This is a genomic window from Candidatus Palauibacter soopunensis, from assembly GCF_947581735.1.
Taxonomy (GTDB): domain Bacteria; phylum Gemmatimonadota; class Gemmatimonadetes; order Palauibacterales; family Palauibacteraceae; genus Palauibacter; species Palauibacter soopunensis.
This window is the reverse complement of record NZ_CANPVT010000002.1, coordinates 304,825-328,011: the sequence shown is the minus strand read 5'-3', so window position 1 is coordinate 328,011 and position 23,187 is coordinate 304,825. Positions and strand designations below refer to the sequence as shown.

Genomic DNA, 23,187 nt, shown 5'->3' with positions numbered 1-23,187 from the left:
GCTTCTCCTCTAGATCACGGGGCCCGCCGCACACACCTCCGGCGGACAGTCGTCCTCGTATTCCCTGAAGTTCTCCCTGAAGAGCCGCGCCAGGTGCGCGGCCTTCTCATCGTACGCCGCGGGGTCCGGCCACGTCGCGCGCGGCCGCAGAATCTCGCTGGGCACGCCGGGCACTTCCGTCACGACGTGGACTCCGAACACCGGGTCCGGCTCGGTCGGCGCGTCGCCGAGTTCGCCCGCGTGGATGGCGTCGACCATCCGGCGCGTGTGCGGGAGGTCGATCCGCGCGCCGACGCCGAACGGCCCGCCGCTCCAGCCCGTGTTCACGAGCCACACCTTCACGCCGTGCTCGTGCATCCGGTCCGCGAGCAGGCGCGCGTACTTCGCCGGGTGCCACACGAGGAACGGGCCCCCGAAGCAGGGCGAGAACGTCGCCACGGGGTCCGTGACGCCGACCTCCGTGCCCGCGACCTTCGCCGTGTACCCGCTGATGAAGTGGTACATGGCCTGCTCGGGCGTCAACCGGCTCACCGGCGGCAGCACGCCGAACGCGTCCGCCGTCAGGAAGATCACGTCCGTGGGGTGACCCGCCACGCACGGCACCTGCGCGTTGTCGATGAACTCGATGGGGTAGCTGCCGCGCGTGTTCTGCGTGATCGACGAGTCGGACCAGTCCACGCTTCCGTCGTCCCGCAGCACGACGTTCTCCAGCACCGCGCCGTACCGGAGGGCCCGGTAGATGTCGGGTTCCTTCTCCTCGGAGAGGTCGATCGTCTTCGCGTAGCAGCCGCCCTCGATGTTGAAGATCCCGGAGTCGGTCCAGCAGTGCTCATCGTCGCCGATGAGCCGCCGGTTCGGGTCGGCCGAGAGCGTCGTCTTCCCCGTCCCCGACAGACCGAAGAGGAGCGACGACGCCCCGGTCGTCGGGTCGGTCGTCGCCGAGCAGTGCATCGAGAGCACGTCCCGCTTCGGCATCAGGTAGTTCATGATCGTGAACACGCCCTTCTTCATCTCCCCCGCGTACTCGGTCCCGAGGATGCAGGCCTCGTTGTCGCCGAAGGAGAGATCGACGCTCGTCGGGGAGGTGACGCCCTCCACCGACGGGTCCGCCGCCTCCTGTCCCGCGTTGTAGACGACGAAGTCGGGCTCGCCGAACTCCGCCAACTCCGCGGGCGTGGGGCGGATGAGCATGTTGTGCATGAAGAGGGCGTGGTACGGGCGGTTGCAGATGATCCGGACGTTGAGGCGGTACGCGGGGTCCCAGCCCGCGAAGCCGTCGATGACGTAGAGGAGGTCCTGCGCGTTCAGGAAAGCGCGCACGCGAGCCCTGTTCCGCAGGAAGCTCTCGCGCTCGAGGGGGAAGTTGACCGGACCCCACCAGACGTCCCGCTCGGTCTCCGGATCGCGCACCACGTGCTTGTCGTTCGGGGAGCGGCCGGTCTTGGCGCCGGAGAACGCCACGAGGGCTCCGTTCGCCGCCTTGATCGCGCCGGGCTCGCGTCCGCTCAGCGCATCGGCGTAGATGTCCCCCACGGAGGGATTACGTTTTATGCGGGTGACGGTGATCCCGTCCGCGCTGAGGTCCATGATGCCGATTTCGGCCGTTGTAGTCGTCATGTGTCGTCGTCGCCATAATCAAGGGAGGGCCGACACCACGGCGACGAGCCCACGAATCCGGGGACAGATCTCAGCGCCGTACGGAATCGGCGCCGACCGTCCGATTCACGAGCAATCTGTTAAAATAAGCCTTCAGACTTGAGATGACTACCGAAACGGGGGAATCCTCATGACCGGCCCGATACGATCTTCGATCTCTCGCGGACTCGCCGTCGTCCTTTGCGGCATGTCGGCGGCCGCCGCGACTCCCGGGACGGCCCACGCCGCGCAGGAGGCGGACGATCCGCCGTGGCGCTGGTCCGAAGAGCGCGTGTTCGAGGCCGTCAACCGCGTGCGCGCGGGGCGCGACCTGAACCCGGACTCGTGGCCGGACGGCGGCCGGGTGGCCGTGCTGCTTTCCTTCGACGTGGACAACGAGACGGTCTGGCTGCGCAACGGCGACACGAACGTGGGCGGCCTCTCGCAGGGGGAATACGGCTCGCGCGTCGCCCTCGGCCGCGTCATCGACCTGCTCGACGAGTACGGGATCGCCGCCTCTTTCTTCGGCCCCGCCCTCAGCTTCAGCCTGGCGCCGCACCAGATCGACATGATCCAGGCCTCCGGCCGCCACGAGATCGGCGTCCACGGCTGGATCCACGAGCGCAACGCGACGCTCCCGCGCGAGGAGGAGGAGCGTCTGCTGCGCATGGCCGTGGAGCGGCTGACGGAACTCATGGGCGAACGCCCGGTCGGCTACCGCGCGCCGTCGTGGAACTTCAGCGACTCGACGCTCGACCTGCTGCTGGAGATGGACTTCCTGTACGACTCCTCGCTGATGGCGGACGACCGTCCCTACGAGATCAACCAGAACGGCGAGCCCACGGGACTCGTCGAACTCCCCGTGGACTGGATCCTGGACGACGCCCCGCTCTTCAATCCGCTCGGCGACCGCTACTCCAACCCGCGCGAGGTGCTGGAGGTGTACAAGGACGAGTTCGACGTGGCGTACGAGGAGGGGACGATGTTCCTCCTCACCATGCACCCGCACTATATCGGACACCGCTCACGGATCGTGATCCTGCGCGAACTCATCGAGCACATGCGGACGAAGCCCGGCGTCTGGTTCGGCACGCACCGCGAAGCCGTCGAGTGGGTCCGCGCCCAGGCGGGCATGCCCTAGCGCGAGCGGGCGCGCCCCGGCACGAGCGGCCATCATGCCCTAACGCGGGGCGGTCTCTCCGAGCAGGTCGAGGATGAAGGCGAACTCGAAGGCGAGTTCCTCGTACGCCCGGTCGCGGCCCGAGCCGCCGCCGTGGCCGGCGTCCATGTGCGTCTTGAGGAGCAGGCGGTTCTCGTCCGTCTTCGTCGCGCGCAGCTTCGCCACCCACTTCGCGGGCTCCCAATACTGGACCTGCGAGTCGTGCAGCCCCGTCGTGACGAGCAGGTTGGGATAGTCCTTCGCCTCCACCTGGTCGTAGGGGGAGTAGGACAGCATGTAGCGGTACGACTCGAGTTCGTGGGGATCGCCCCACTCGTCCCACTCGAAGGTCGTGAGCGGGATCGACTCGTCCAACATCGTCGTTACGACGTCGACGAACGGCACGTGCGCGACCACGCCCCGGAACAGCTCCGGCCGCATGTTCACGACCGCCCCCATGAGCAGACCCCCGGCGCTCCCGCCCCGGGCGAAGAGCTTCTCGGGGCTCGTGTAGCCTTCCGCCACGAGGAAATCCGCCGCGTCCACGTAATCGGTGAAGGTGTTCTTCTTGTTGAACATCTTCCCGTCCTCGTACCACGCGCGGCCCAGCTCCTGTCCGCCCCGGATGTGGGCGATCGCGTACACGAAGCCGCGGTCGAGGAGACTGAGGCGCGTGGAGGAGAAGGTGGGCTCCATGCTCGCGCCGTAGGAGCCGTAGGCGTAGAGGAGGAGCGGGTTGTCACCATCCTTCTCGAGGCCGCGCCGGTAGACGACGGATACCGGGACCTCCACGGCGCCGTCGCGGGCCGGGGCGTGCAGCCGCTCCACCACGTAGTCCGCGCGGTCATAGCCGCCGAGCACTTCGTCCTCCTTGAGCAGCGTGCGCTCGCGGGTGAACATGTCGTAGTCGTAGACCGAGCGCGGCGCGGAGAGCGACGTGTACCCGTAGCGAAGGATGTTCGTGTCCAGTTCGGGGTTGGCCGACAGGGAGGCCAGGTAGGCCGGCTCGTCGAACGCGATCTCGTGCTCGTCCCCTTCCCAGGCGCGGACGCGCAGACGGGTGAGCCCCCCGGCGCGCTCCGAGATCACGAGGTGGTCCCGGAACAGCTCGAACCCCTGCAGGAAGACATCGTCCCGGTGCGGGACGAGCGCCTCCCACTTGTCCGTCGCCGTCCGGTCGACGGGGGTGCGCATGAGCTTGAAGTTCTCGGCCCCGTCGAGGTTCGTCCGGATGTAGAAGTGGTCTCCGAAGTGGTCGAAGCGGTGCTCGTGCCCGCGCTCGCGCGGAAGGAAGAGGGTGAACTCGCCCTCGGGGTTCGTCGCGTCGAGGAAGCGGTGCTCGTCCATCACGGTGTGGGAGGAGGAGATGACGAGGTACTGCTTCGACTTCGTCTTGCGGATGCGGCTGCTGAACTCCTCGTCGTCCTCCTGGTACACGAGCACGTCTTCCGCGGGGTCGGTCCCGATCCGGTGGCGGTAGACCTGATAGGAACGCAGCGTCCCGGGATCGCGGCGCGCATAGAAGAGCGTCCGGTTGTCCTCGGCCCACACCATGTTGCCGGACGCGTTTTCGATCGACTCCGGGTAGTCCTCTCCGGTGTCGAGGTTCCGGATGCGGATGGTGTAGATGCGGCGCCCGCGGGTGTCCTCGGCCCACGCCATCAGGTCGCCGTCGGAGCTGACCTCAGGGAAGGCGGCGTAGAAGTCGTGGCCCTCGGCGAGCGGGTTGACGTCGAGGATGACTTCCTCGTCGGCGTCGAGGGAGCCGCGCTTCCGGGCGTAGATCGGGTAATCGCGCCCCTCTTCGGTGCGCGTGTAGTAGAAGAAGTCTCCCTCCCGCACCGGAACGGAGAGGTCGGTCTGCTGGATCCGGCCCTTGATCTCCTCGAACAGCTCGGTCTGGAGATCCTCGGTGTGGGCCATCAGCGCGTCGGTGTAGCCGTTCTCCGCCTCGAGGTACGCGATGACCTCGGGATTGTCGCGCTGGTTCAGCCAGTAGTAGTTGTCGATCCGCGTGTGCCCGTGCGTCTCCAGTTGCTCCGGGATCACGCGCGCGACGGGGGGCGCGATCCCGGCGTCGGCCGGGGATTCGGGGGCTGGGTCGGCACCCTCCCCGGTGCAGCCGGCGGTCTGGACGCTCACGGCGAGCAGCGCCGCGACGAGGGGGAAACGGTCATGGCATGCGGCCTTCGCTCGCGACATCGACGACTCCTTCGCTTCACTCGGATCCTGATCGCCCGTGTTCGTAGCCGTTACACTGGCGGCGGTGCTGCGCGCGTTTCACTGTTGTCTCTTTCCAGTTCTTCAGGACGGGAATCGGGACATGATGATCGTGAGACACGAGAACCGCGTCAAAGGGTGCGTGGCGCTGGCGGCGCTGGTTCTGGCGCTCGTCGCGGGGTTCGCTTGCGCTCCGGCGCCGGTCGCGGAGCGCGCGGCCGAAACGGTCTATCCGGGCGCGTCGTGGGAGCGGATCTCGGAGCCGGCCTCCGCCGGATTTTCGGCCGAGGCGCTGGACGCGATCCATCCCTACGTGGAGGGGATCAATACCTCCGCCGTCATGGCCGTCGTCGGGGGACGCGTGCTGTTCGAGCACGGGCCCGTCGATTCGCTGAGCTATCTCGCCTCGGTGCGGAAGAGCATTCTCGCCATGCTGTACGGGAACTACGTCGAGGATGGCACGATCGACCTGGAGCTCACTCTCGACGACCTCGGCATGGACGACGTTCAGGGCCTGCTTCCGGTCGAGAAGCGCGCCCGGGTCCTCGACCTCGTCACGGCCCGCTCGGGGGTCTACCACCCGGCTTCGAACGCGGGGGACAACCTCGCGGACGCGCCGCCGCGCGGTTCGCAGGAGCCCGGCACCTACTACCTGTACAGCAACTGGGATTTCAACGCGGCGGGGGCCGCCTTCGAGCAGCTCACCGGCCGCAACATCTACGACGCGCTCGAGACCGACCTCGCGGTGCCACTGGGGTTCGAGGACTGGGACCGGTCGATCCACCGCAAGTCGGGCGACGACACGCGCTCCCGGAATCTCGCCTACCACATGGTCCTCTCCACGCGGGACATGGCCCGGATCGGATACGTCATGGAGCGGGACGGAATGTGGGAAGACGAGCGGATCCTTCCCGACGGGTGGGCCGAACGCATCGTCAGCATTGTCACGCCCTCCGAGGAGATGAATCCCGAGGGGCTGCGCGGCGGCGAATTCGGCTACGGGTACATGTGGTGGGTGTGGGACGGCCCCGCGGTGCCGGAGGGATTCGAGGGGGCGTACAGCGGGCGGGGGGCGTACGGCCAGTTCATCACGGTCATCCCATCGGTGGGCATGGTCGTCGCCCACAAGACGGTCCCGGACGCCCAGACGCCCTGGAGCGACTACATGGGCATCCTCACCCGCCTCGTGGCGGCCCACTGCGGCGCCGACTGCTGACGGTTCAGACCTTCCACTGCACCCACAGGGCCGGCGGCTTCCGAAATTCGTAGCCACGGGGGGTCGCGGGGCGGTCCGGGTCAAGGCGGAGGCCGGGGCAGCGGGCCCACAGCGTCTCCAGCACGACGCGCGTCTCGAGGCGGGCGAGCGGGGCGCCGAGGCAGAAGTGGCGGCCCACGGCGAACGACAGGTGGTCTCCGGCGTTCCGGCGGGTCGCGTCGAAGCGGTCGGGGTGCTCGAAGTGCGCGGGGTCGCGGTTGGCCGCGCCCAGCATGCAGTGCACGACCTCGCCCTTCGCGATGCGGACGCCGCGGATCTCCGTATCGCGGGTCGCGTGGCGGGCGGCCGACTGCACCGCCGGCTCCCAGCGCAGCGTCTCCTCGATCGCCAGCTCCAGGGCGGCCTCGCTCGCACGCACCGCCGGCAGTTGTTCGGGGTGCGAGAGAAGGGCCCACACCGCGTTGGCGATCATCGACTCGGTCGTCTCGATCCCGCCGAAGAGGATGATGAGCGCGTTGGAGCGGATCTCCTCCGCCGTGAGCGGGTCGACGTGGTCGCACGCGAGGTCGGAGAGCAGGCTGCCGTCCGGGTCCCGTTCGAGTTCCTCGAGGATCGGTGCGAGCGCCCGGCCGAACGCGTCGGCTGCCCCCTTGCCCGCCGCGCGCAGCTCCGGATCTCCGGCGAAATTCGCCAGCGCGCGGGCGAAGTGTTCGTACCACTCGTTCACGCGCTCCGTCTCGGCCAGCGGAATGCCGAGCACGGAGAGCACCGAATGGAGCGCGACCGGCCGGGCCACACCCGTCCGCACCTCCCCGGCCTGCCATCGACCGGCCTGTCCGCCGTCCGCCGGCCTCGCCGTCGACCGCATCGCTTCCACCAGGCGCTCGACCTCCGCCACCAGGGGCGGCAGCGAAGCCGTCTTCAGGCGGGAGGCGTGGAACGGGGACAGACACTTCCGCTTGTAGCGGATCTGTGTCGGACCTTCCGTCGTCATCATGTGGACGCCGAACATGTCGCGGATCGTCGAAGGCGCGTCCGTCGTGAAGAGGTCGGGGTCCCGGAGCACGGCGAGGATGTCGTCGCGCCGCGTGAGGAACCAGCGCTCGATCTCCGGCACCCAGGTGACGGGCTCGGCCTCCCGCAGTTCGGAGAAGATCGGGTAGGGATCGACCGCGAGATCCGCGAGCCGGACCCGTGCCCCGAGCGGAAATCGGTCGGCCATCACAGCCCGGACCACATCAGTACGGCGAAGCCGATGAAGAGCGCGTAGACGCCGGCGACTCCGAGCACGATCCAGCGGCCCCGGCCGCGGTAGGCCCGGAAGAGGAAGAAGGAGACCGCCAGCACGAGGAGGACTTCACCGATGGCCGCGTAGCCTCCGTAGTGGTCCGGGTCCCAGTACGACACGGGGCTCGTGAAGCGCCAGTCGCTGAACGGGAAGAAGTGGCGGTGCGCGTCTTCCCGGTGCAGCGGCAGGTCGCCGAGCGCGTGGATGATCATGCTCGCGACGAACAGGGCCCACTCGGTGAGCCTCGCCGGCCGCAGCGCGGCGACCACTCCGGGAGGCGGGATGCGCCCGGCGGCCGAACGCCGGCCGATGAGCACCAGGAGAATGCACAGGGCGAGTGCGAGAAGAGGGATCGAACTCGGGATGTCGAACACGACCTGCCAGCCGGGGTCGAAGTAGCGCTCCGACCAGATCCGGCCCTCCGACACGCCGCGCGCGAGCCGCTCCCAGAAGTAGAAGACGAGCATCGGGAGGTCCGGGGCGACGGCCCCGAGCGCGACCGGCAGCGCGTTGCGCTCGGACCGGCCCAGGACGATCAGGCTGAGCGCGGCGTGCGCCGGCGTCGTCACCCGGCGACCCGCCGCGAAGACCGGCGCCGCGCAGAAAGCGCCGCGGCCTCCGTCAGACGCCCGCTCCGCGCTTCAGGCGCTGGAGGTGCTGGCGTCGGAACTTCGCCACCTTCGGCGCCACGACCGCCTGGCAGTACGGCTGGGTCGGGTTCCGATTCAGGTAGTCGTCGTGGTAGGCCTCGGCCGGGTAGAACGTCTCCAGCGGGGTGACCTCCGTCACGATGGGGTCCTGCCAGATCCCTGCGGCCGTGATCTCGGCGATCTTCCGCTCGGCCGCCTCCTTCTGTGCCTCGCTCTCGTGGAAGATCGCCGAGCGGTACTGCGTTCCCACATCCGCGCCCTGCCGGTTCAGCGTCGTGGGGTCGTGGATGGTGAAGAAGACATCCAGCAGATCGTCGAACGAAACCGTATCCGGATCGAACGTGACGCGCACGACTTCCGCGTGTCCGGTGCGGCCCGAGCACACGTGCTCGTAGGTCGGATTCTCGGCATGCCCCCCGGCGTACCCCGACTTCACGCCGTGCACCCCTTCCAGAAGCTGATACACGGCTTCGAGGCACCAGAAGCACCCCCCGCCCAGCGTCGCCGTCTCCCTTCTCTCACTCATCTATTCGTATCTCCGTTGTCGGTGGCGGTGGTGACGGCGCGCTTCTGCTCCTCGACCATCTCGGCCACGTCGGCGAGGAGGCGCTTCGCGTCGTAGACGATGCCGTCCTTGATCGTGTACAGGATGCCGCCGACCGTCTCGACCTCTCCCGTCTCGTCGTTCAGGCGCCGCGCCCCGGTGCCGTACAGGACCTTGAGGTTCTGGATCGGGTTCTCGTCCACGATCACGAGGTCCGCCAGCAGGCCGCGTCGCACGACGCCGAACTCGATGGGGCGGCCCGTCGGCTTGAACAGCGTCTCGGCCGCGTGCATGGTCGCGGCGCGGATCACCTCCAGCGGATGGAACCCGGCATGCTGCAGAAGTTCCATCTCCTGGATCGTGGAGAACCCCATGAGGTTGTAGATGTAGCCCGCGTCCGAACTCGCGGTGACGCGGCCGCCCATGTTCTTGTAGTCGTTGAGCAGATCGTGCCACACCTCGAGGAAGTTGCGCCACGCGACCTCCTCCCACGTCGTCCAGTCGAAGTAGTACGAGCCGTGGTCCTCGCGGTTCGCCTCGTAGAACTCCCACAGCGTCGGCAGCGTGTAGTTCTCGTGCCACGGGGCATACATCTGGTCGTCCACGTCCCAGCTCGCCTGGTAGGCGGTCATCGTGGGGTCGAGGGTGACGTCGAGCGAGAGCATCTCCTCGAGGAAGGCGTTCCACTCCGGGCTCCCGCGCTCGTGGATGAGGTTCCACTGCATGGGCACCTGCCCGAAGCGGTGCTGCTCGTCGTTGTAGTTCATCTCGGGGGGCCACGGCTGGACGTCGGTGTCCTTGTACAGCGCCTCGAACAGCCCGTAGAAGTGCGTGACGGTGCCGAGGCCGAGGCGCGCGGCGTCGAGCGCGTTCATCTGCGCGACGCCCATCTGGCCGAGGTGGGCGGTGCTCCCGAGGCCGAGTTGGACCGCCTCGTCGAGCAGCGCCTCCATGATCTCCGGGCGGAACGAGTTGAGCTTGAGCCCGTCGCCGCCCGACTCCTTCACGTAGCGGACCCAGTCGCGCGCGTCCTCCGGGGTGTCGATCAGGCGGCCGCTCCATCCCTCTCCGCCCGCTCCCGTGAAGGGATAGACCCACATGCGGGGGGCCACGATCTCGTTCGCCGCGCTCCGCGCCTTCTCCTGGACGGACCAGTCGTGGGGACCGAAGGCGACGCCGCGGCCGGTGGTGATCCCGTGCGACATCCAGAGCTTGTACGTGTACTCCGCCTCGGGCGCCTTGGGGACGCCGCCGGTGTGCAGGTGGAGGTCGACGAACCCCGGCAGGACGTACATGCCCGTGGCGTCGATCTCGTGCACGACGGCGTCGGGGTTGCCGTCCACGGTGAGCCCGGGGCGGCGCGACTCGTCGATGGGGCGCTGCGGGACGCCGACGCCGACGACGTCGACGATGCGGTTCCCCTCGATCACGATGTCCATCGGTCCGATGGGGGGCGCGCCGGTGCCGTCGATCACGGTGGCGCCGCGGATGATGAGGCGGTCGTACGGTCCCCCGCCCTCGTCCGGGCCCCGGTCCGGAGCCCCGACCATCTGCATCGGCTGCGCGGCTTCCGCCGCCGTGGCCAGCAGGATCAGCGCCGAAATGGCAGTCAGAGCGCTTCGAATGGCGCGGCCGGTCGTCTTCATGGGTCCTCCGGGGTCAGTCATCGAGATGGTAGAGGCGGCGGTTGTTTTCGTGCAGGATCATGCGGGCGGCCGCCACGGCCTCGTCGCGGGTCAGGATGCCGGCGTCGACGTAGATCCCGAGCGCCTGCGCGAGGAAGCGCCGGCCCCACTTGGCGGCGAGCCAGTAGAACTCGGGCAGGTGATAGGCGTCGCTCCCGAACAGGATGCTTGGAGAGGGGGACGACCTCCATCACCTCGAGGAACATGCGCAGCATGCCGTGGTGGATGAGGGGCGCGGCGAGCGACAGTTCGAAGTGGCAGTTCGCGTACAGGTGCGTGAGCCACGCGGCGCGCCCGATCAGCGGATAGCCGGCGTGGATGAGGATGACCTGCGGCATGCGCATCACGCCGCCGCGCTCGAAGCGGACCATCTCCTCCATGAGGAAGGGATCCTGGTTGCGCATGATCCCGCGCGGGGCCTCGCCGTCGCCGGCGTGGAACTGCATCGGCATGTCGCGCTCCAGGCATGCCTCGAGCGCGAGCGAATGGAGGTAGATCAGCGCTTCGCCCTGCAACTGCCAGTAGTCGTCGCGATCCCGGGCGTCCGCCGCCGGGACCTCGCCGCGCGCGCGCCGCGCCCGGAACGCGTCCCATGAGCGGCGCGCCGCCTCTCGATCGAAGTGCGGCTTGAGGAGCCCCAGGCGCGGGAGCAGGTACGACTTCATCCCGTAGGACGGGGAGCCGAGGTTGCCGTCGCCGTCGAGTCCCGCCTCGATCTCGGCCATCATGCGGGTTTCGATCTCGTCGATCCCGAGGTCGAGGTCGTCGCCCGTGAGGCCGCGAAGGATCGTGTCCACGCGCAGGATGTGCCGTCCGTTCGTGGGTGAGATCGCGTCCTTGAAGCGGTCGACGGCCGCCTGGTCCATCCCCTCGCGGTAGCCCATGTCGAGCATCGCGTTCTCGATGTTCGCGTCGGCGAACAGGGCGCCCAGATAACTGGCGTAGTCCCGGCCCCGCTCGTTCCGGGCCTCGATCACCGCTTCGAAGGTCGCGTCGCAGTCGAGGAAGGCGGCGAGTTCCTTGACGAGGTAGCGGAGGAAGACGGTGTCGCCGGCCTGCTCGAGCACACGGGCCCGCGTGGCGGCGATGTCGAACTCGGCGTCGAGGGTGGCGCGCTCCGAGGCATCGCCCGCCTGCCAGCGCCCGTAGACCCCGTCGGGGAAGTAGCGGCCCATGGGGAAGGCGGAGAGCGCCAGCCGCTCGATGAACTGGTCGGGGTCCGTCTGCGCGTCGTCGAACGTCAGCGGGTGGCAGTGCGTGTCGTCGACGGGGATCGCGCGCAGTTCGTCGAGGAGCGCGCGAGCCGTCGGGTCCAGACCTTCACTCCCCGCACGGGCGGAAGCGAATCCCGCTTCGCCGCCCACACAGGCCCCGAGCAGCGCACCGCCGCCGCCGATGCCGGCCAGACTCAGAAACTCCCTGCGATCGGGCATCCGTCCCACCTCCTTCAGCACGCCCAGCCACGTTCGACCCCGGATCGGCCGCGCGCAAGCCGAAAAGCGGTCCGTGGAGGCCATCGAACTGTCGCATAACGCGGCAACGGGGCGTTTAGCACACGGGATTACGGATGACGACGTACGCGAAGGGCGGGTTCATGCGGTTCAGCCGGCCAGGCAGGTTCGGGTTCGGGAGTCCGGCGGCCACCGCCATGCTGCTGGTCTGCGTGCTGGCGAGCGTCGGGTGCGACCGCGCGGAGTCGCCATTCGCGCCGGACTTTGGGGTCGAAGAGCCTTCTCGGCTTTCCGTCCCCGCCGAACAGACTTCGGTGGAACAGCCGATCTCGTCAGTGCAGACGGGAGCTGGTTCACCGGGGGAGGCCGAGGTGATCCGGCTGCGCGAACCGACGTCGATCAGCACGGCGTGTCGCTCGATCCCGCCGCTGGTCGTGATCGACGGGGTCGTGCAACCGGAGGACTTCCCCATCTCCGACGTCAAGGCCCTGGACATAGCCCACGTAGAAATCGTGAAGGGGGTCGCCGCGACGATTCTCTACGGGCCGCGCGGTGAGAACGGCGTGATCGAAATCCAGACGAAGCGCGGGAAGAAAGCCACCCTTCTGAACGGGCTGAAACCGAAGTGACCACGCGGGGGGCCGGTCGTCTCCCGGCCTCCCGCGTTGATCTCGCACCGCCGTCAGTAGCGGACTCCGTCAGTGGCGGACTTCGGTGTCTACCCCCTCCTCTCCTTCGGAGCGGGCGATGATCGCGGCGCCGCACGAGTCGCTGAACACGTTGACCGCGGTGCGGTACATGTCGAGCGGCCGGTCGATGGCGAGCATCGCGCCCACGATCGTGATCGCCTCCGGGTTGTCGCCGAGGCCGATCGCGTTGAGGACGATGAAGATCACGACCACGCCGGCGGACGGCACCGCCGCCGCGCCGATCGAGGCGAGGAGCGCCGTGAGGACGACGATCGCCTGCTGCCCGATGGTGAGGTCGACGCCGAGCACCTGAGCGATGAAGAGGGCGCCGGCGCACTCGAAGATCGCCGTCCCATCCATGTTCACCGTGGCGCCCATCGGGAGCACGAACGACGAGACCTTGTTCGAGACGCCGACCTTCTCGCGCAGCGTCTTGATCGTGACCGGGAGCGTGGCGCCCGACGAACTCGTCGAGAACGCCGTCAGGAGCGGCTCCCGCAGGTTCGCGAAGTGGACCAGCGGCTTAATGCGGCCGAAAACGATGAGCAGGAGCGGCATCGTGATGAAGAGGTGGATCGTGAGCCCCGACCCGATCGTCGCGAAGTACTTGGCGAGCGCCGCGAAGCGGTCGAAGCCGGTCTCCCCCACCATCTTCGTGATGAGCGCGAAGACGCCGATGGGGAGGAACTTTATGATCCCGGACGTGAGCGCCATCATCGCCTGGAAGAAGGCGTTGAAGATGTCGGTCACGACCACGCGGGGCTTCTCCGGCAGTCCGGTAATGGCGGCGCCGAAGACGATGCAGAAGAAGATGATCGCCAGCATGTCGCCAGCGGAGGCGGCGGCGAAGAAGTTGTTCGGGACGATGTCGAGGATGAGGTCGACCGCAGAGTCCGGCGTGCTGAGCTCGGGGACCTCCTGTTGCGCCGCCGCGCCCATGTCGGCGTTCACGCCCGGCCGGATGAGGTTCACCATCAGCAGGCCGGTCAGTGCCGCCAGCATGCTGGACAGCACGTAGTAGCCCATCGTCTTGCCGAACAGGCGGCCGATCGCCCTCCCCCCGCCTACGGACGCGACCCCGGACACGATCGACGTGAGCACGAGCGGCACGATGATCATCCGGAGCAGCTTCATGAACAGCTCGCCGATCCAGCCGATGTTCTCGGCCGCCGGCGCTCCGAAGACCCAACCGGTCAGGAGACCCAGGCCCATGGCGGCCAGCACCTGCCAGTGAAGGCGTCGGTACCAGGGGAGAGTGGGATCGTATTCCATTGGCGTCTCCGGTGTGGCGCCGTGTCGAGGCGCGTGTCCAGCGTTGTGGGCGACCCGACCCAGAGGCGGTGAGGCCGCAATTCGAGCGAACGATCCAACGGGGGTTGATCGTGGTATCCAGACGGCGAGCCGGCAATGGGCGTCACTTCGTTCGCCGCGTTGAGCCGCCCGGCACGCTCGGTGACTCGCAGATTTCTGCGACACTACACTAGCTTCGGGAGTCCCGACCCCCACCACCGCGCGCGGGCCTCACCCCCCGGGAGATGCGATGCCCACGATCATGCTTGCGGACAACCTCGACGCGCTCCGGGGCATGCCGGACGGCTACGCGGATCTCATCTACATCGACCCCCCCTTCAACACCGGCCGCACGCAGCGGCGGACCCGGATCCGGACCCGCCGCGCCTCAGGCGGAGATGACGGCGACCGGACGGGCTTTCAGGGCGAGCGCTACGAGACGACCGTCCTTGGCACCCGCCGTTTCGCGGATCGGTTCGACGACTACCTCGCGTTCCTCGCGCCGCGGCTGACCGAGGCGTACCGCGTTCTCGCTCCGCACGGGTCGTTCTATTTCCACGTCGACTACCGGGAAGTGCACCACTGCCGACTGTTCCTGGACGACCTGTTCGGCCCGGAGCATCTCCTGAACGAGATCATCTGGGCGTACGACTACGGCGCGCGACCGAAGACGCGGTGGCCGGCGAAGCACGACAACATCCTGTTCTACGTGAAGGACCTGTCGAACTACGTCTTCAACGTGGACGAGATCGAGCGCATCCCGTACATGGCTCCGGGACTGGTCGGCCCCGAGAAGGCCGCACGCGGCAAGCTGCCCACCGACACCTGGTGGCACACGATCGTCCCCACGAGCGGCGGCGAGCGGACGGGCTACCCGACGCAGAAACCGCTCGGCATCCTCCGCCGCATCATCACGGCCTCCTCGAACGCCGGCGACCTCGTGCTGGATTTCTTCGCAGGCAGCGGCACGACCGGCATGGCCGCCCACGAACTGGGCCGGGACTTCCTCCTCGTGGACGACAACCCGGAAGCGCTCGACGTGATGGCGAAGCGGTTCGAGGCCGTCCCCGGCATCCGCTGGGAGGGAGTCGCCCCCTAGGGGTCGCGGTGGGCGGTGCGGGGGGAGAAGGCGGGGAGGCAGACGGCGATGTACTCGGCGCCTTCCGGGCCGGGGGTGCTGTAGCGGACCCATTCGCCGGGGTGGGTGACGATCGCCTGGCCAGCGTTCACATCGATGACGCCGGCCTCGTGCTCTACGCGCAGTGATCCCCTCAGCACGACGGTGATCTCCTCGAACTCGGGGCGCTGACCGGGTTCGACCCAGCCGGACGGCGCGACCATGCGCGCCACGCTGACCGCGTCGTGTTCCGTCCGGACGCGGCCGGCGTACTCCTCGATCCGCTTGGGTCGGTTCCCGGCCGCCTCGATGACGGCCGGGGCTTCGATCAGCGTGGGCATCCCCGGGACGGGCTGCGGACGACCCGGGAGTCCCTACATCCCCGCGTTCGCGAGGGACCTGACGGCATCGGCCAGCATGCGGACCTTCGCGGCGTCTCCCGCCCCGGCGGCCCCACGGGATACGCCGTCGGCCAGCGACCGCAGCGCGTCGGCGCGGGCGGGTCCCGTCATCTCCTCGGCCTCGGCGAGTCCGGCCCGGAGACGGTCGATCCTCGCGGCGGCGAGCCCGCCGTGCCGCTCCAACTGGTCCAGGTAGGCCCTCGCGAGCGCGAACGTCGCGGGCCATTCGAAGATGGGCTGACCCTGGGAGTTCAGATGCGTCAACCGCACGGAGTTCGCGGCGTCGATCTCGTTCTGCGTCATGGCCTCGCTCGGGACCAGCTCGAGGACGTCCAGGCCGCGCGCGATCTCGGAGTTCACGATGACGCCGTTGTACCAGTACACGGACCAGCTGCCGCCCATCTGCATGCGGTCGGGGTTCACCGGGCCGCGGTCGAAGTAGGCGATTTCGGCCGGGTTCGCGGGGTCGGTCCAGTCGATGAGCGAGACCCCACCCTGGTACCAGCCCTGGATCATGATGTCGCGGCCCGGGATCGGGATCAGCGACCCGTTGTGGGCCACGCAGTTCTCCTCGGGCGTCTGCGGGGCAGGCAGCTTGAAGTAGCTCTGGAACTCCATCTCCGTGTCCTCGATCGTGAAGATCGCGTTCGCGCCCCACTCCATGGGGTCGGAGGCCCGGCACTTCGGCGCGCCGCCGCCGCCCCACTCGTCCGTGAACAGGATGGCGCTGCCATCGTTGTTGAACGTGGCGGAGTGCCAGTAGGAGAAGTTGGAGTCGGACACGGCGGAGAGCCGGCGGGGATTCTCGGGATCGCTGATGTCGAGGAGCATGCCGTAGCCCTCGCACGCGCCGCCGGCGAGGCCGATGGCCGGATACACGGTGATGTCGTGGCACTGCGTCGGGCCGGGCTCCGGGCCGTCCCCGTCTCCCTGCGGTCCCGCCATCTGCGCCACGATCATGGGCAGCGCCTGCCGCAGCGTCGCGCTGTCGGCGGCGGTGGGCGGGCCCTCGCCTCCGCGCTGGGCCACGATTTGCCCGAGCATCTGCTGGGAGGCCTGTTCGGGCAGCACCATCTCCTGACCCTGCACCTCGATGATGAAGGCCCCGCGCTCCCGGGCCGCCTCGAGCGCCGCGATGTCATCGGGCGCCGGGCCGTGCGTCGGCGGCGCAACCAGATCCTCGAAGATCCGCGGCGAACTCACGATCTCGGCGCTCGCCGGGTCCGCCAGTGGCACGCGGATGACTTCGATGCGGAAGAGGGCAGTGTTGGGATCGTCGGCGGGCGGACCGCCGGAGCAGCCGGCGAGTTCTTCCGCCGGACGCACCGGGGCGGAACCGGAGACGTAGATGTAGACGTTCTCGTCATCGCCGGGGTGTTCCAGCAGCGTGTGCGTGTGCGAACCGCGGCAGGTCTGGACGTTCGCGACGTATTCCGGCGCCGTGATGTCGGAGATGTCGAAGATGCGGATGCCGCGCAGCCGGTCGTGGCTCACGGCTTCCTCGACCCCCTGATCACCGCAGTCCAGCCGTCCGCCGAACCCCTCTCCTGACACGAACAGGAGGTTCTCATACACCGAGACATCGCTCTGGGACGCCGGGCAGACGTAGGTCACGACGGTCTGCGGATTGGCGGGATCGGAGATGTCCCAGATCTGGATGCCGTCGTAGTTCCCCTGGATCGCGTAGGGACCGGAGAAGGCGAGGTCGGAGTTCGTCTGGCCTACGAACGGGTCGGGCGGGGGCGTGGTCGACACGAGGTCCAGATTCCAGATCGCCTCGCCCGCGTCGAACATGCCAGGCGCGAGCCCGACGCGCGGATCCGGCGTGGGCGGATTGACCTGAAGCCCCGTGGGCGCGGCGGCCGGGGCGGCGGGAGCGGCGGCCATGCCGGCCGGCGTCGACCGGTAGGAGGAGCAGGCGGTCAGCCCTCCGAGGACGATCACGCCGGCGAGCAGCGTCGCGGGGCGCGAAGCGAATCGGGTGTCGTTGCGGTCCTTCGTCACAGCGAACATGTCGGATCCTTCGATTGGGTTGAACTGCATGAATCAGCCGCCCGGCTCCGGCGCGGCGAGCGCCTCGAGCATGATTTCCATGCGGGCGATTTCCGTGGCCTGATCGACGTGGATGTCGGAGGCCAGCTTGAATACGAAGTCGTCCTGCGCCGCGCCATCGGTGGCGAACAACTCCCGAACCATCGTGACGGCGCCCTGGTGGTGCTGGATCATGTACCGGAGGAAGAGGCGGTCGAAGTCGGGGCCACGCGCGGCTTCGAGTTCCGCAAGCTGTTCGCGGGTCAGCATCCCGGCCATGAGCATGGCCCCTTCCCCGTGACCCCGCATGTCCCCGGTGTCGGGCACGGGGAGGCCGCGGTCGGAGAGCCAGCGGCTCATGACCGCGATCTCATCGGTCTGCGCGTTGATGATCCTCGCGCACAGCGTCCGGATCGAGGGACTCGCGCCGGCCTCCGGAGCGAAGCCCGCCATGACCAGAGCCTGCGCGTGATGCGGGATCATGTGGGTCATGAAGCGGATGTCCGCCTCGTGCGCGCCCTCGAGGGCGGCTTCCGCGCGCGCCCGGTAGATCGCCTCGAGCTCGGCCACGCGCGCCGCATCCGGGCGGACCGCGTTCGGGCGAGTCGGTGTCTCCGCCGGACGGCCACCGGACCCCGCGCTGGCACACGCCTGCACGACCGCGAGCAAGCCGAGGAGTGCAACGCGCATGGCGCGCGTGACGTGCGTTGTGTGGTGGGTCCTCATGCTTCGCCGCGTGGTGACGTCCGTTACCGAGGGGCTGTCCGGCATGAAATCTGCCGAACAGGCATACCGAATCAGGCGTACGAATACAATCCTGAACGGTTTCGCAACGGATCGCGGCGGGGCCGGTTCGTGCCCGGGCGGTGGCGCGTAACGGGAGGCGGGCGCTACGGGCCCGCGCCGTAGCGGTAGAGTCTGACCTCCTCCTCGTCGAGGGCGTTCCGCTGGAGGACGACGAAGCGCTCTGCATCGATGGCCAGCACGCTCGCTTCCGCGGGAAGATCCAGCCGGCCCCGCGGCTGTCCGTCGGGGCCGATGACGAGCCAGCGTCTCGTGTCCTCTCCCGACCGCGCCGCGAGCCCGATCCAAACCATCTCGTCGGGCCCGAGAACCGCCGAGTGGAAGGCGGGGTGCGTCTCCCGGTAGGGGGCGTTGGCGGCGAACTCCACGTACCAGTCCGGGGCGTCCGGACCTCTGCGTGCGAGCCGTTCCGCCCTCCATGCCTCGATTTCCTCGGTCGTGACCGGCCGGCCCCCGCCCGAACCCCGGATCAGACGCGTCAGACGCCCGTCCGCCGCGTAGACGGAGAGGCTGAGGATGTCGTTGTCCCCGATCAGGGCCCGGTCGCGGAAGCCGCCGGCCACGATGTCCCGCCCGACTGCCGGTTCGGTGCGCGTCATCCCGCCACCGGGAAAGCCGCCATAGACCCATTCCTTGGCGGGCAGCATGCCGATCGTGTCCGGCTCGGTCTCGAGATCCGTGAACGAAAGAAGCGGAGTCGTATCTCTCTTCATCCCCTCCGGGAGGAAGAATCGCTGCTCTCCGAGGATCGCCACCAGGTTCCCGGCCGCATCTCGCGCGAGCGGCCTCAGGTCGACGATCGCGCTCTGGGCGGAAAGCAGGGACGACGTGAGGAACTCACCGCTGGCCGAAAACTCGGTGAGGCGAGTCAGCCGCGCGTCATACGCCAGGAACCCCTCTTCCGTGGCGAGGAGGGTGGTGATGTCGCTGAACTCCCCCGGCCCTTCACCCTGCCCGCCTGCCCGAGCCGCGATCGAACCGTCGCCGGCGAAGAGGAACACCTCGCTCGAACCGGTGTTGGCGAGCGCGAAGCCGTCGTTTCCAAGCAGCACCGCATCACCGACCCAGAACAATTCGATCCCGAGATCGCGGGTGGAGAAGACGAAGTTCGCGTCCAGGAGGGGTACCGACAGCTCCTCCACCCGGCCCAGGGCGATGTTCGTGATACCCGCGGAATCGGAGACCAGAACCACGTTCGGGGGTTGATCGTCGGGTTCGGAGTGAGCGCCGCCGCAGCCGATGGCCGCGCAACTGAGGACTCCGGCAGCAAGCAAGCTTCCGCAGGCGCGCATGGTTCCCGTTCCGGTTGAGACATCGGTGATGTTGACCGACTGTCCGCCGCATGGCGGCCTCATTCTGTAAGAGGCGCCATTTCGACCGAGGGTTGTATCCGCAGGGGCTACTCGGACGCGGGGACGCCCAGGGCGCGCCGCAGGGCAGCGCTCCCGCCCACGACGGGCAGCGCGATGCGGGTTTCTCCCAGATCGACGGTCAGGGTCGTGCCGGGGTCGGGGTGCAGCGTGAAGAACTTGTCGCTGGAGAAGATCATCAGGCCGATGCGGGCTCCGGCCGAGATGATCTGGTCGTCGGGCTGAAGCGCGAACTCCAGGTCGACGAACGCTCCCGGCGCGAGCGGCGTGCCGGTCCGGGGCGAGGCGATGTCCTCGGCGCCCGCGTTGGCGGGGTCGGCCCATCCCTTCGTGATGATGTTGTCGTTGATCTCTCCGCTCTCCGTCCACGGCAGCGACACCAGCCACACGGACAGGTTGGCCGCGGGCGCGTCCGCCGACATCCGCACGCGGACTGTGGCCACGCCCGACAGGTGGACGTCCTCGCGCAGTTCCGGCGTCGCGTACAGCAGGCGGTGGCTCGACCACTCCGCCGCGGCCAGCTGATCGCCGGTGAACGCGAAGTTGTCGATGATCGCACCGGTCCCGGCGCCCGCATCGTCGAGGGAGAGCGTGCCGGTCCAGTGTCCGTCGCCACCTGGGCGGAGCGTCACGCCGTCGGCCTCGGGGTGCGGATAGCTCGGGTAGGGCGTGGGCTCCGCGCGGTCGTCTCCTTCCCGCACGATCCACGCCGCCGGGTCTTCCTCCACGCCGTTCTCGACGCCGACCACGTAGCGCGTGAACCACCGGTTCATGAGTTCGAGCGGGGGCGCCCCGCCGTGCCCGCCCTGGTGGTAGTAGATCTGCAGCGGCACGCCCCGCTCCCCGAGCGCCTCCGAGATCCGGTAGCTGTGCTCGGGCATGACGTTCCAGTCGTTGAAGGCGTGGCTCATGAGCGTGGCCGCGCTCACGCCATCGACCTGGTTCAGGTAGTCGCGGCCCGCCCAGAAGTCGTTGTAGTCGCCCGTGGCGCGGTCCAGCCGAGCCGTCATCTCGTCGCGCACGTTGGCGAGACAGTAGTCGCGGACCTCCGGGAAGCCGCTGAAGATGAAGTCGAACAGGACGTCAATGTCCTCGCCCGGATAACCGCCCGGCGACCGCACGAGCCCGTTGGAGCGGTAGTAGTGGTAGTAGGACGTGTTCGGCGCGATGGGGATGATCGCCTCGAGCCCCTCCACGCCCGTCGTGGCGGCGGCCAGGGGGAGCGTGCCGTTGTAGGAGGTGCCCGTCATCCCGACCCTTCCGGTCGCCCAGTAGGCGTCGACTTCCTCGTCTCCGTCCACGCTCGTGAAGCCGCGCGCCCGGCCATTGAGCCAGTCGATCACCGCCTTGGGCGCCAGCGACTCGTTCGCGCCGCCGACCGTCGGGCAGCCCTGCGACTGGCCCGTCCCCGGCGACTGCGAGTGGACGACCGCGAACCCTCGCGGCACCCAGGTCGCGACGTGCGAGTTCGAGATCCGGGGCTGGCTCTCGATGTGCTGGATCGTGGCCGGGAACGGATCGCGCGGCGGGGCCTCGCCGCCCACCTCCTGGCGGAGATCCCAGAAGTGCGCGAAGTCGATGCCGGCGACGCCCGAGTAGTAGGGGCTCGTCTCGTAGATGACCGGCACCCTCATCCCCTCGCTGTCGGTCTGCGCCGGACGCGTCACATCCAGGTGCACCCGGTCGGGCCGCCCGTCGCCATCGGAGTCGAACTCGGTCTCGACCCACAGCTCATGCCGGATCCAGGCGGACGAATCCGCGAAAGCGGGCACGATCTGCGCCTGCCCGTCCTCCATCACGAGCCCCGCCTGCGCGGCGACCGCCGACGGAAGCAGGACGAACGCAAGAAGGGCCGCGGCGGGCGTGGCGAAGCGCGACGAAATCATGGGCTGGCTCCCGATCTGTCAGTGGGTGGCGGTGGGCGGTGCGTGGCCGTCAGGGGCGCCGCAGGGGGCGGCCGGCGAGTTCGCCGGTCACCTCGTCGTCGCGGATCGCGAAGCGGCCGTTGACGAGCAGGTGCACGACGCCCTCGGACAACTGGTGCGGATCTTCGTAGGTCGCCCAGTCCGTGAACCGCTCCGGGTCGATGACCGCGATGTCCGCGACGAGCCCCTCGCGGATGTAGCCGCGATCGTCCAGCCGCAGGAAGTCCGCGGCGAGGCCGGACATGCTCCGGATCGCGAACGGGAGTCCGATCGCGCCGTCCCGGTCCACGAAATCCCTGATCTTCTTGGGGAAGCCCCCGTACACGCGAGGATGCACGATCTCCGCGCCCGGCGCGGGCGTGGCGCCGTCCGTGCACGTCATCATCCACGGCATCGTCGCGAGGTAGCGCGTGTTCTCGACGTCGTAGAGTTCGCGGTTCATCACCCAGGGGTTGGACTCGGACATGATCTCGCGCACGGCCTCGGGGACGGGCAATCCTCGCTCGGCGGCCACGTCGGCCAGCGTCTTGCCGTTGAACTCGGGCCTCGCGTCGGCGAACACGATCTTCTCCGGCCCGCCGCGGATCTCGAGCATTTCCATCGTCTGCACGTCGAGGATCCGGGCCGTATCCGGGTTCGCGAAGCGGCGCACCATCTGCTCCGGACCGCCCGCCTGCGCCCAGCGCGGGATCGTATAGGCGCGCAGACTCGACATCGTGGACGTGTAGACGTGCTGCGCGCCCGCCACCTCGAGGCCCTCGGCGCGCGCCGAGTCGATGATCGCGGCGCCTTCCGAGGCTCGTCCGTAGAGGCCGGCCCCCTGCGCGTTGAAGTGGCTGAAAATCGTGCGGAGGCCGGACTCCGCCCCGATGTGGATCGCCTCGCGAATCGAATCGTGGTAGCCGATCCCCTGGTAGGCCGCGCCGAGATCCCGGTCGTGCGTGTCGTAGATGGGGGCGTGCTCGCCGCCGATCGGGTACTCCGCCGCGACCCGCCCGAGTTCGATCACCTCGTCGGCCTCCGCGTAGTAGCCGGGCGTGTAGAAGAGACCTGTGGAAAGCCCGAAGGCGCCGTCCTCCATTCCCTGTCGGACGAGCACCTTCATCTCGTCGAGCTCTCCCGCGGTGGGGTCTCGGTCGTCCATGCCGATGACGGCCGAACGGACGGAACCGTGACCGATGTAGGAGATGATGTTCTTGCCGACGCCGGACTCTTCGAGGTCCGCGTAGAGCGCGGCGAGATCCGTGCTGCTCGAGCCGTCGACGCCGATGACGCCGGTCGTGATGCCCTGGGTGAGGAATTCGACCGCCCCGAGCCCGTACGCTTCGCCGACGGTGATGACGGTGATGTGGCTGTGCATGTCGATGAAGCCGGGCGTGAGCAGGAGGCCGTCGAGCGCGACCGTATCCCGCGTCGCCACCTCCGCGTCCGAGGCATCGCCGATGAAGGTGATCCGTTCGCCCTCCACCGCCACATCGGCCACGAACGACGGTTCGCCGGATCCGTCGAGAATTGTCGCCCCGGTGAACAGCACGCTCGTCGGGACGATCTCCGCCTCCGCTTCGGGGGCGTCGCCGGGCGCGCACGCTGCCGTCGCACCCGCCAGCGCCAGACACACCGCGGGGATCCGCCATCGCAGCGGGATCGCGGCCGGCATACTCTCAACGCGTTCGACGTTCATCGGTTCTCCCTTTTCGACCTTCGACCGAGGC

Annotated in this window: 18 protein-coding genes; 4 read left to right on the top strand and 14 right to left on the bottom strand. The window is 68.6% G+C overall.

From position 1 onward, the window contains the following. Positions 1-9: 9 nt before the first annotated feature. Positions 10-1,617 carry a phosphoenolpyruvate carboxykinase (ATP) gene (pckA, locus tag RN901_RS01705; protein ID WP_310755164.1) on the bottom strand — a complete coding sequence of 536 codons (1,608 nt, stop codon included), beginning with the start codon at positions 1,615-1,617 and terminating at the stop codon, positions 10-12. 169 nt (positions 1,618-1,786) lie between these two features. On the opposite strand from pckA, the gene RN901_RS01700 reads away from it, so the two are divergent. Then, positions 1,787-2,776 carry a polysaccharide deacetylase gene (locus RN901_RS01700; protein WP_310755162.1) on the top strand — a complete coding sequence of 330 codons (990 nt, stop codon included), beginning with the start codon at positions 1,787-1,789 and terminating at the stop codon, positions 2,774-2,776. 39 nt (positions 2,777-2,815) lie between these two features. Here RN901_RS01700 and RN901_RS01695 read toward each other — a convergent pair whose 3' ends face one another. Further along, entirely contained in the window at positions 2,816-4,996 is a 2,181-nt protein-coding gene (locus RN901_RS01695; RefSeq protein WP_310755160.1) for a S9 family peptidase, read from the bottom strand. Positions 4,997-5,117: 121 nt separating this feature from the next. Here RN901_RS01695 and RN901_RS01690 point away from each other — a divergent pair, with 121 nt between their 5' ends. Beyond that, on the top strand, positions 5,118-6,230 hold the full coding sequence (locus RN901_RS01690) for a serine hydrolase (RefSeq protein WP_310755158.1): 1,113 nt from the start codon (positions 5,118-5,120) through the stop codon (positions 6,228-6,230). A 4-nt stretch (positions 6,231-6,234) separates the two neighbouring features. Here the strand turns inward: RN901_RS01690 and RN901_RS01685 are convergent, their stop codons facing one another. Genes RN901_RS01685 through RN901_RS01665 form a run of 5 tightly spaced genes read right to left on the bottom strand, consistent with a single transcriptional unit; the run spans position 6,235 to position 11,830 of the window. Further along, positions 6,235-7,452 carry a cytochrome P450 gene (locus RN901_RS01685; RefSeq protein WP_310755156.1) on the bottom strand — a complete coding sequence of 406 codons (1,218 nt, stop codon included), beginning with the start codon at positions 7,450-7,452 and terminating at the stop codon, positions 6,235-6,237. Beyond that, on the bottom strand, positions 7,452-8,087 hold the full coding sequence (locus tag RN901_RS01680) for a hypothetical protein (RefSeq protein ID WP_310755154.1): 636 nt from the start codon (positions 8,085-8,087) through the stop codon (positions 7,452-7,454). Before RN901_RS01680 ends, RN901_RS01685 begins: the two co-directional genes overlap by 1 nt. 52 nt (positions 8,088-8,139) lie before the next feature. Next, positions 8,140-8,694, bottom strand: coding sequence for a peptide-methionine (S)-S-oxide reductase MsrA (msrA, locus tag RN901_RS01675; RefSeq protein WP_310755152.1), 555 nt, complete (start codon positions 8,692-8,694; stop codon positions 8,140-8,142). After that, entirely contained in the window at positions 8,691-10,358 is a 1,668-nt protein-coding gene (locus RN901_RS01670) for an amidohydrolase family protein (RefSeq protein WP_310755150.1), read from the bottom strand. Before RN901_RS01670 ends, msrA begins: the two co-directional genes overlap by 4 nt. 17 nt (positions 10,359-10,375) lie before the next feature. Further along, entirely contained in the window at positions 10,376-11,830 is a 1,455-nt protein-coding gene (locus tag RN901_RS01665) for a hypothetical protein (RefSeq protein WP_310755148.1), read from the bottom strand. A gap of 215 nt (positions 11,831-12,045) precedes the next feature. Between RN901_RS01665 and RN901_RS01660 the strand changes: the two genes are divergently transcribed. Further along, the gene (locus tag RN901_RS01660; RefSeq protein ID WP_310755146.1) at positions 12,046-12,477 is read left to right on the top strand and encodes a TonB-dependent receptor plug domain-containing protein; all 432 of its coding nucleotides are present in this window, start codon (positions 12,046-12,048) and stop codon (positions 12,475-12,477) included. A gap of 69 nt (positions 12,478-12,546) precedes the next feature. Here RN901_RS01660 and RN901_RS01655 read toward each other — a convergent pair whose 3' ends face one another. Next, complete coding sequence (locus tag RN901_RS01655; RefSeq protein ID WP_310755144.1) at positions 12,547-13,809, bottom strand: dicarboxylate/amino acid:cation symporter; 1,263 nt, start codon at positions 13,807-13,809, stop codon at positions 12,547-12,549. A 268-nt stretch (positions 13,810-14,077) separates the two neighbouring features. Between RN901_RS01655 and RN901_RS01650 the strand changes: the two genes are divergently transcribed. Continuing rightward, positions 14,078-14,926 (top strand): site-specific DNA-methyltransferase, encoded by an 849-nt coding sequence (locus RN901_RS01650; protein ID WP_310755142.1) that lies wholly within the window; start codon positions 14,078-14,080, stop codon positions 14,924-14,926. Here the strand turns inward: RN901_RS01650 and RN901_RS01645 are convergent. From RN901_RS01645 to RN901_RS01620, 6 genes are all read right to left on the bottom strand, one after another. Then, on the bottom strand, positions 14,923-15,285 hold the full coding sequence (locus RN901_RS01645) for a cupin domain-containing protein (RefSeq protein WP_310755140.1): 363 nt from the start codon (positions 15,283-15,285) through the stop codon (positions 14,923-14,925). The genes RN901_RS01650 and RN901_RS01645 overlap by 4 nt on opposite strands. A 33-nt stretch (positions 15,286-15,318) precedes the next feature. Continuing rightward, positions 15,319-17,388, bottom strand: coding sequence for a hypothetical protein (locus RN901_RS01640; RefSeq protein WP_310755138.1), 2,070 nt, complete (start codon positions 17,386-17,388; stop codon positions 15,319-15,321). Positions 17,389-17,391: 3 nt separating this feature from the next. Continuing rightward, on the bottom strand, positions 17,392-17,946 hold the full coding sequence (locus tag RN901_RS01635) for a DUF305 domain-containing protein (protein ID WP_310755136.1): 555 nt from the start codon (positions 17,944-17,946) through the stop codon (positions 17,392-17,394). A gap of 320 nt (positions 17,947-18,266) precedes the next feature. Further along, positions 18,267-19,373 carry a hypothetical protein gene (locus RN901_RS01630; RefSeq protein ID WP_310755134.1) on the bottom strand — a complete coding sequence of 369 codons (1,107 nt, stop codon included), beginning with the start codon at positions 19,371-19,373 and terminating at the stop codon, positions 18,267-18,269. A 206-nt stretch (positions 19,374-19,579) separates the two neighbouring features. Continuing rightward, positions 19,580-21,436 carry a Xaa-Pro dipeptidyl-peptidase gene (locus tag RN901_RS01625; RefSeq protein ID WP_310755132.1) on the bottom strand — a complete coding sequence of 619 codons (1,857 nt, stop codon included), beginning with the start codon at positions 21,434-21,436 and terminating at the stop codon, positions 19,580-19,582. Between the two features lie 49 nt (positions 21,437-21,485). Beyond that, positions 21,486-23,156, bottom strand: a complete 1,671-nt coding sequence (locus tag RN901_RS01620; RefSeq protein WP_310755130.1) for an amidohydrolase family protein — start codon at positions 23,154-23,156, stop codon at positions 21,486-21,488. Positions 23,157-23,187 lie beyond the last annotated feature (31 nt).

Coding starts and splice junctions, on each gene's coding strand:
- RN901_RS01625 (WP_310755132.1), bottom strand. CDS start 21,436: ATGATTTCGTCGCGCTTCGCCACGCCCGCCGCGGCCCTTCTTGCGTTC.
- RN901_RS01655 (WP_310755144.1), bottom strand. CDS start 13,809: ATGGAATACGATCCCACTCTCCCCTGGTACCGACGCCTTCACTGGCAG.
- msrA (WP_310755152.1), bottom strand. CDS start 8,694: ATGAGTGAGAGAAGGGAGACGGCGACGCTGGGCGGGGGGTGCTTCTGG.
- RN901_RS01640 (WP_310755138.1), bottom strand. CDS start 17,388: ATGCAGTTCAACCCAATCGAAGGATCCGACATGTTCGCTGTGACGAAG.
- pckA (WP_310755164.1), bottom strand. CDS start 1,617: ATGACGACTACAACGGCCGAAATCGGCATCATGGACCTCAGCGCGGAC.
- RN901_RS01645 (WP_310755140.1), bottom strand. CDS start 15,285: ATGCCCACGCTGATCGAAGCCCCGGCCGTCATCGAGGCGGCCGGGAAC.
- RN901_RS01665 (WP_310755148.1), bottom strand. CDS start 11,830: ATGCCCGATCGCAGGGAGTTTCTGAGTCTGGCCGGCATCGGCGGCGGC.
- RN901_RS01620 (WP_310755130.1), bottom strand. CDS start 23,156: ATGAACGTCGAACGCGTTGAGAGTATGCCGGCCGCGATCCCGCTGCGA.
- RN901_RS01695 (WP_310755160.1), bottom strand. CDS start 4,996: ATGTCGCGAGCGAAGGCCGCATGCCATGACCGTTTCCCCCTCGTCGCG.
- RN901_RS01700 (WP_310755162.1), top strand. CDS start 1,787: ATGACCGGCCCGATACGATCTTCGATCTCTCGCGGACTCGCCGTCGTC.
- RN901_RS01690 (WP_310755158.1), top strand. CDS start 5,118: ATGATGATCGTGAGACACGAGAACCGCGTCAAAGGGTGCGTGGCGCTG.
- RN901_RS01670 (WP_310755150.1), bottom strand. CDS start 10,358: ATGAAGACGACCGGCCGCGCCATTCGAAGCGCTCTGACTGCCATTTCG.
- RN901_RS01650 (WP_310755142.1), top strand. CDS start 14,078: ATGCCCACGATCATGCTTGCGGACAACCTCGACGCGCTCCGGGGCATG.
- RN901_RS01685 (WP_310755156.1), bottom strand. CDS start 7,452: ATGGCCGACCGATTTCCGCTCGGGGCACGGGTCCGGCTCGCGGATCTC.
- RN901_RS01660 (WP_310755146.1), top strand. CDS start 12,046: ATGCTGCTGGTCTGCGTGCTGGCGAGCGTCGGGTGCGACCGCGCGGAG.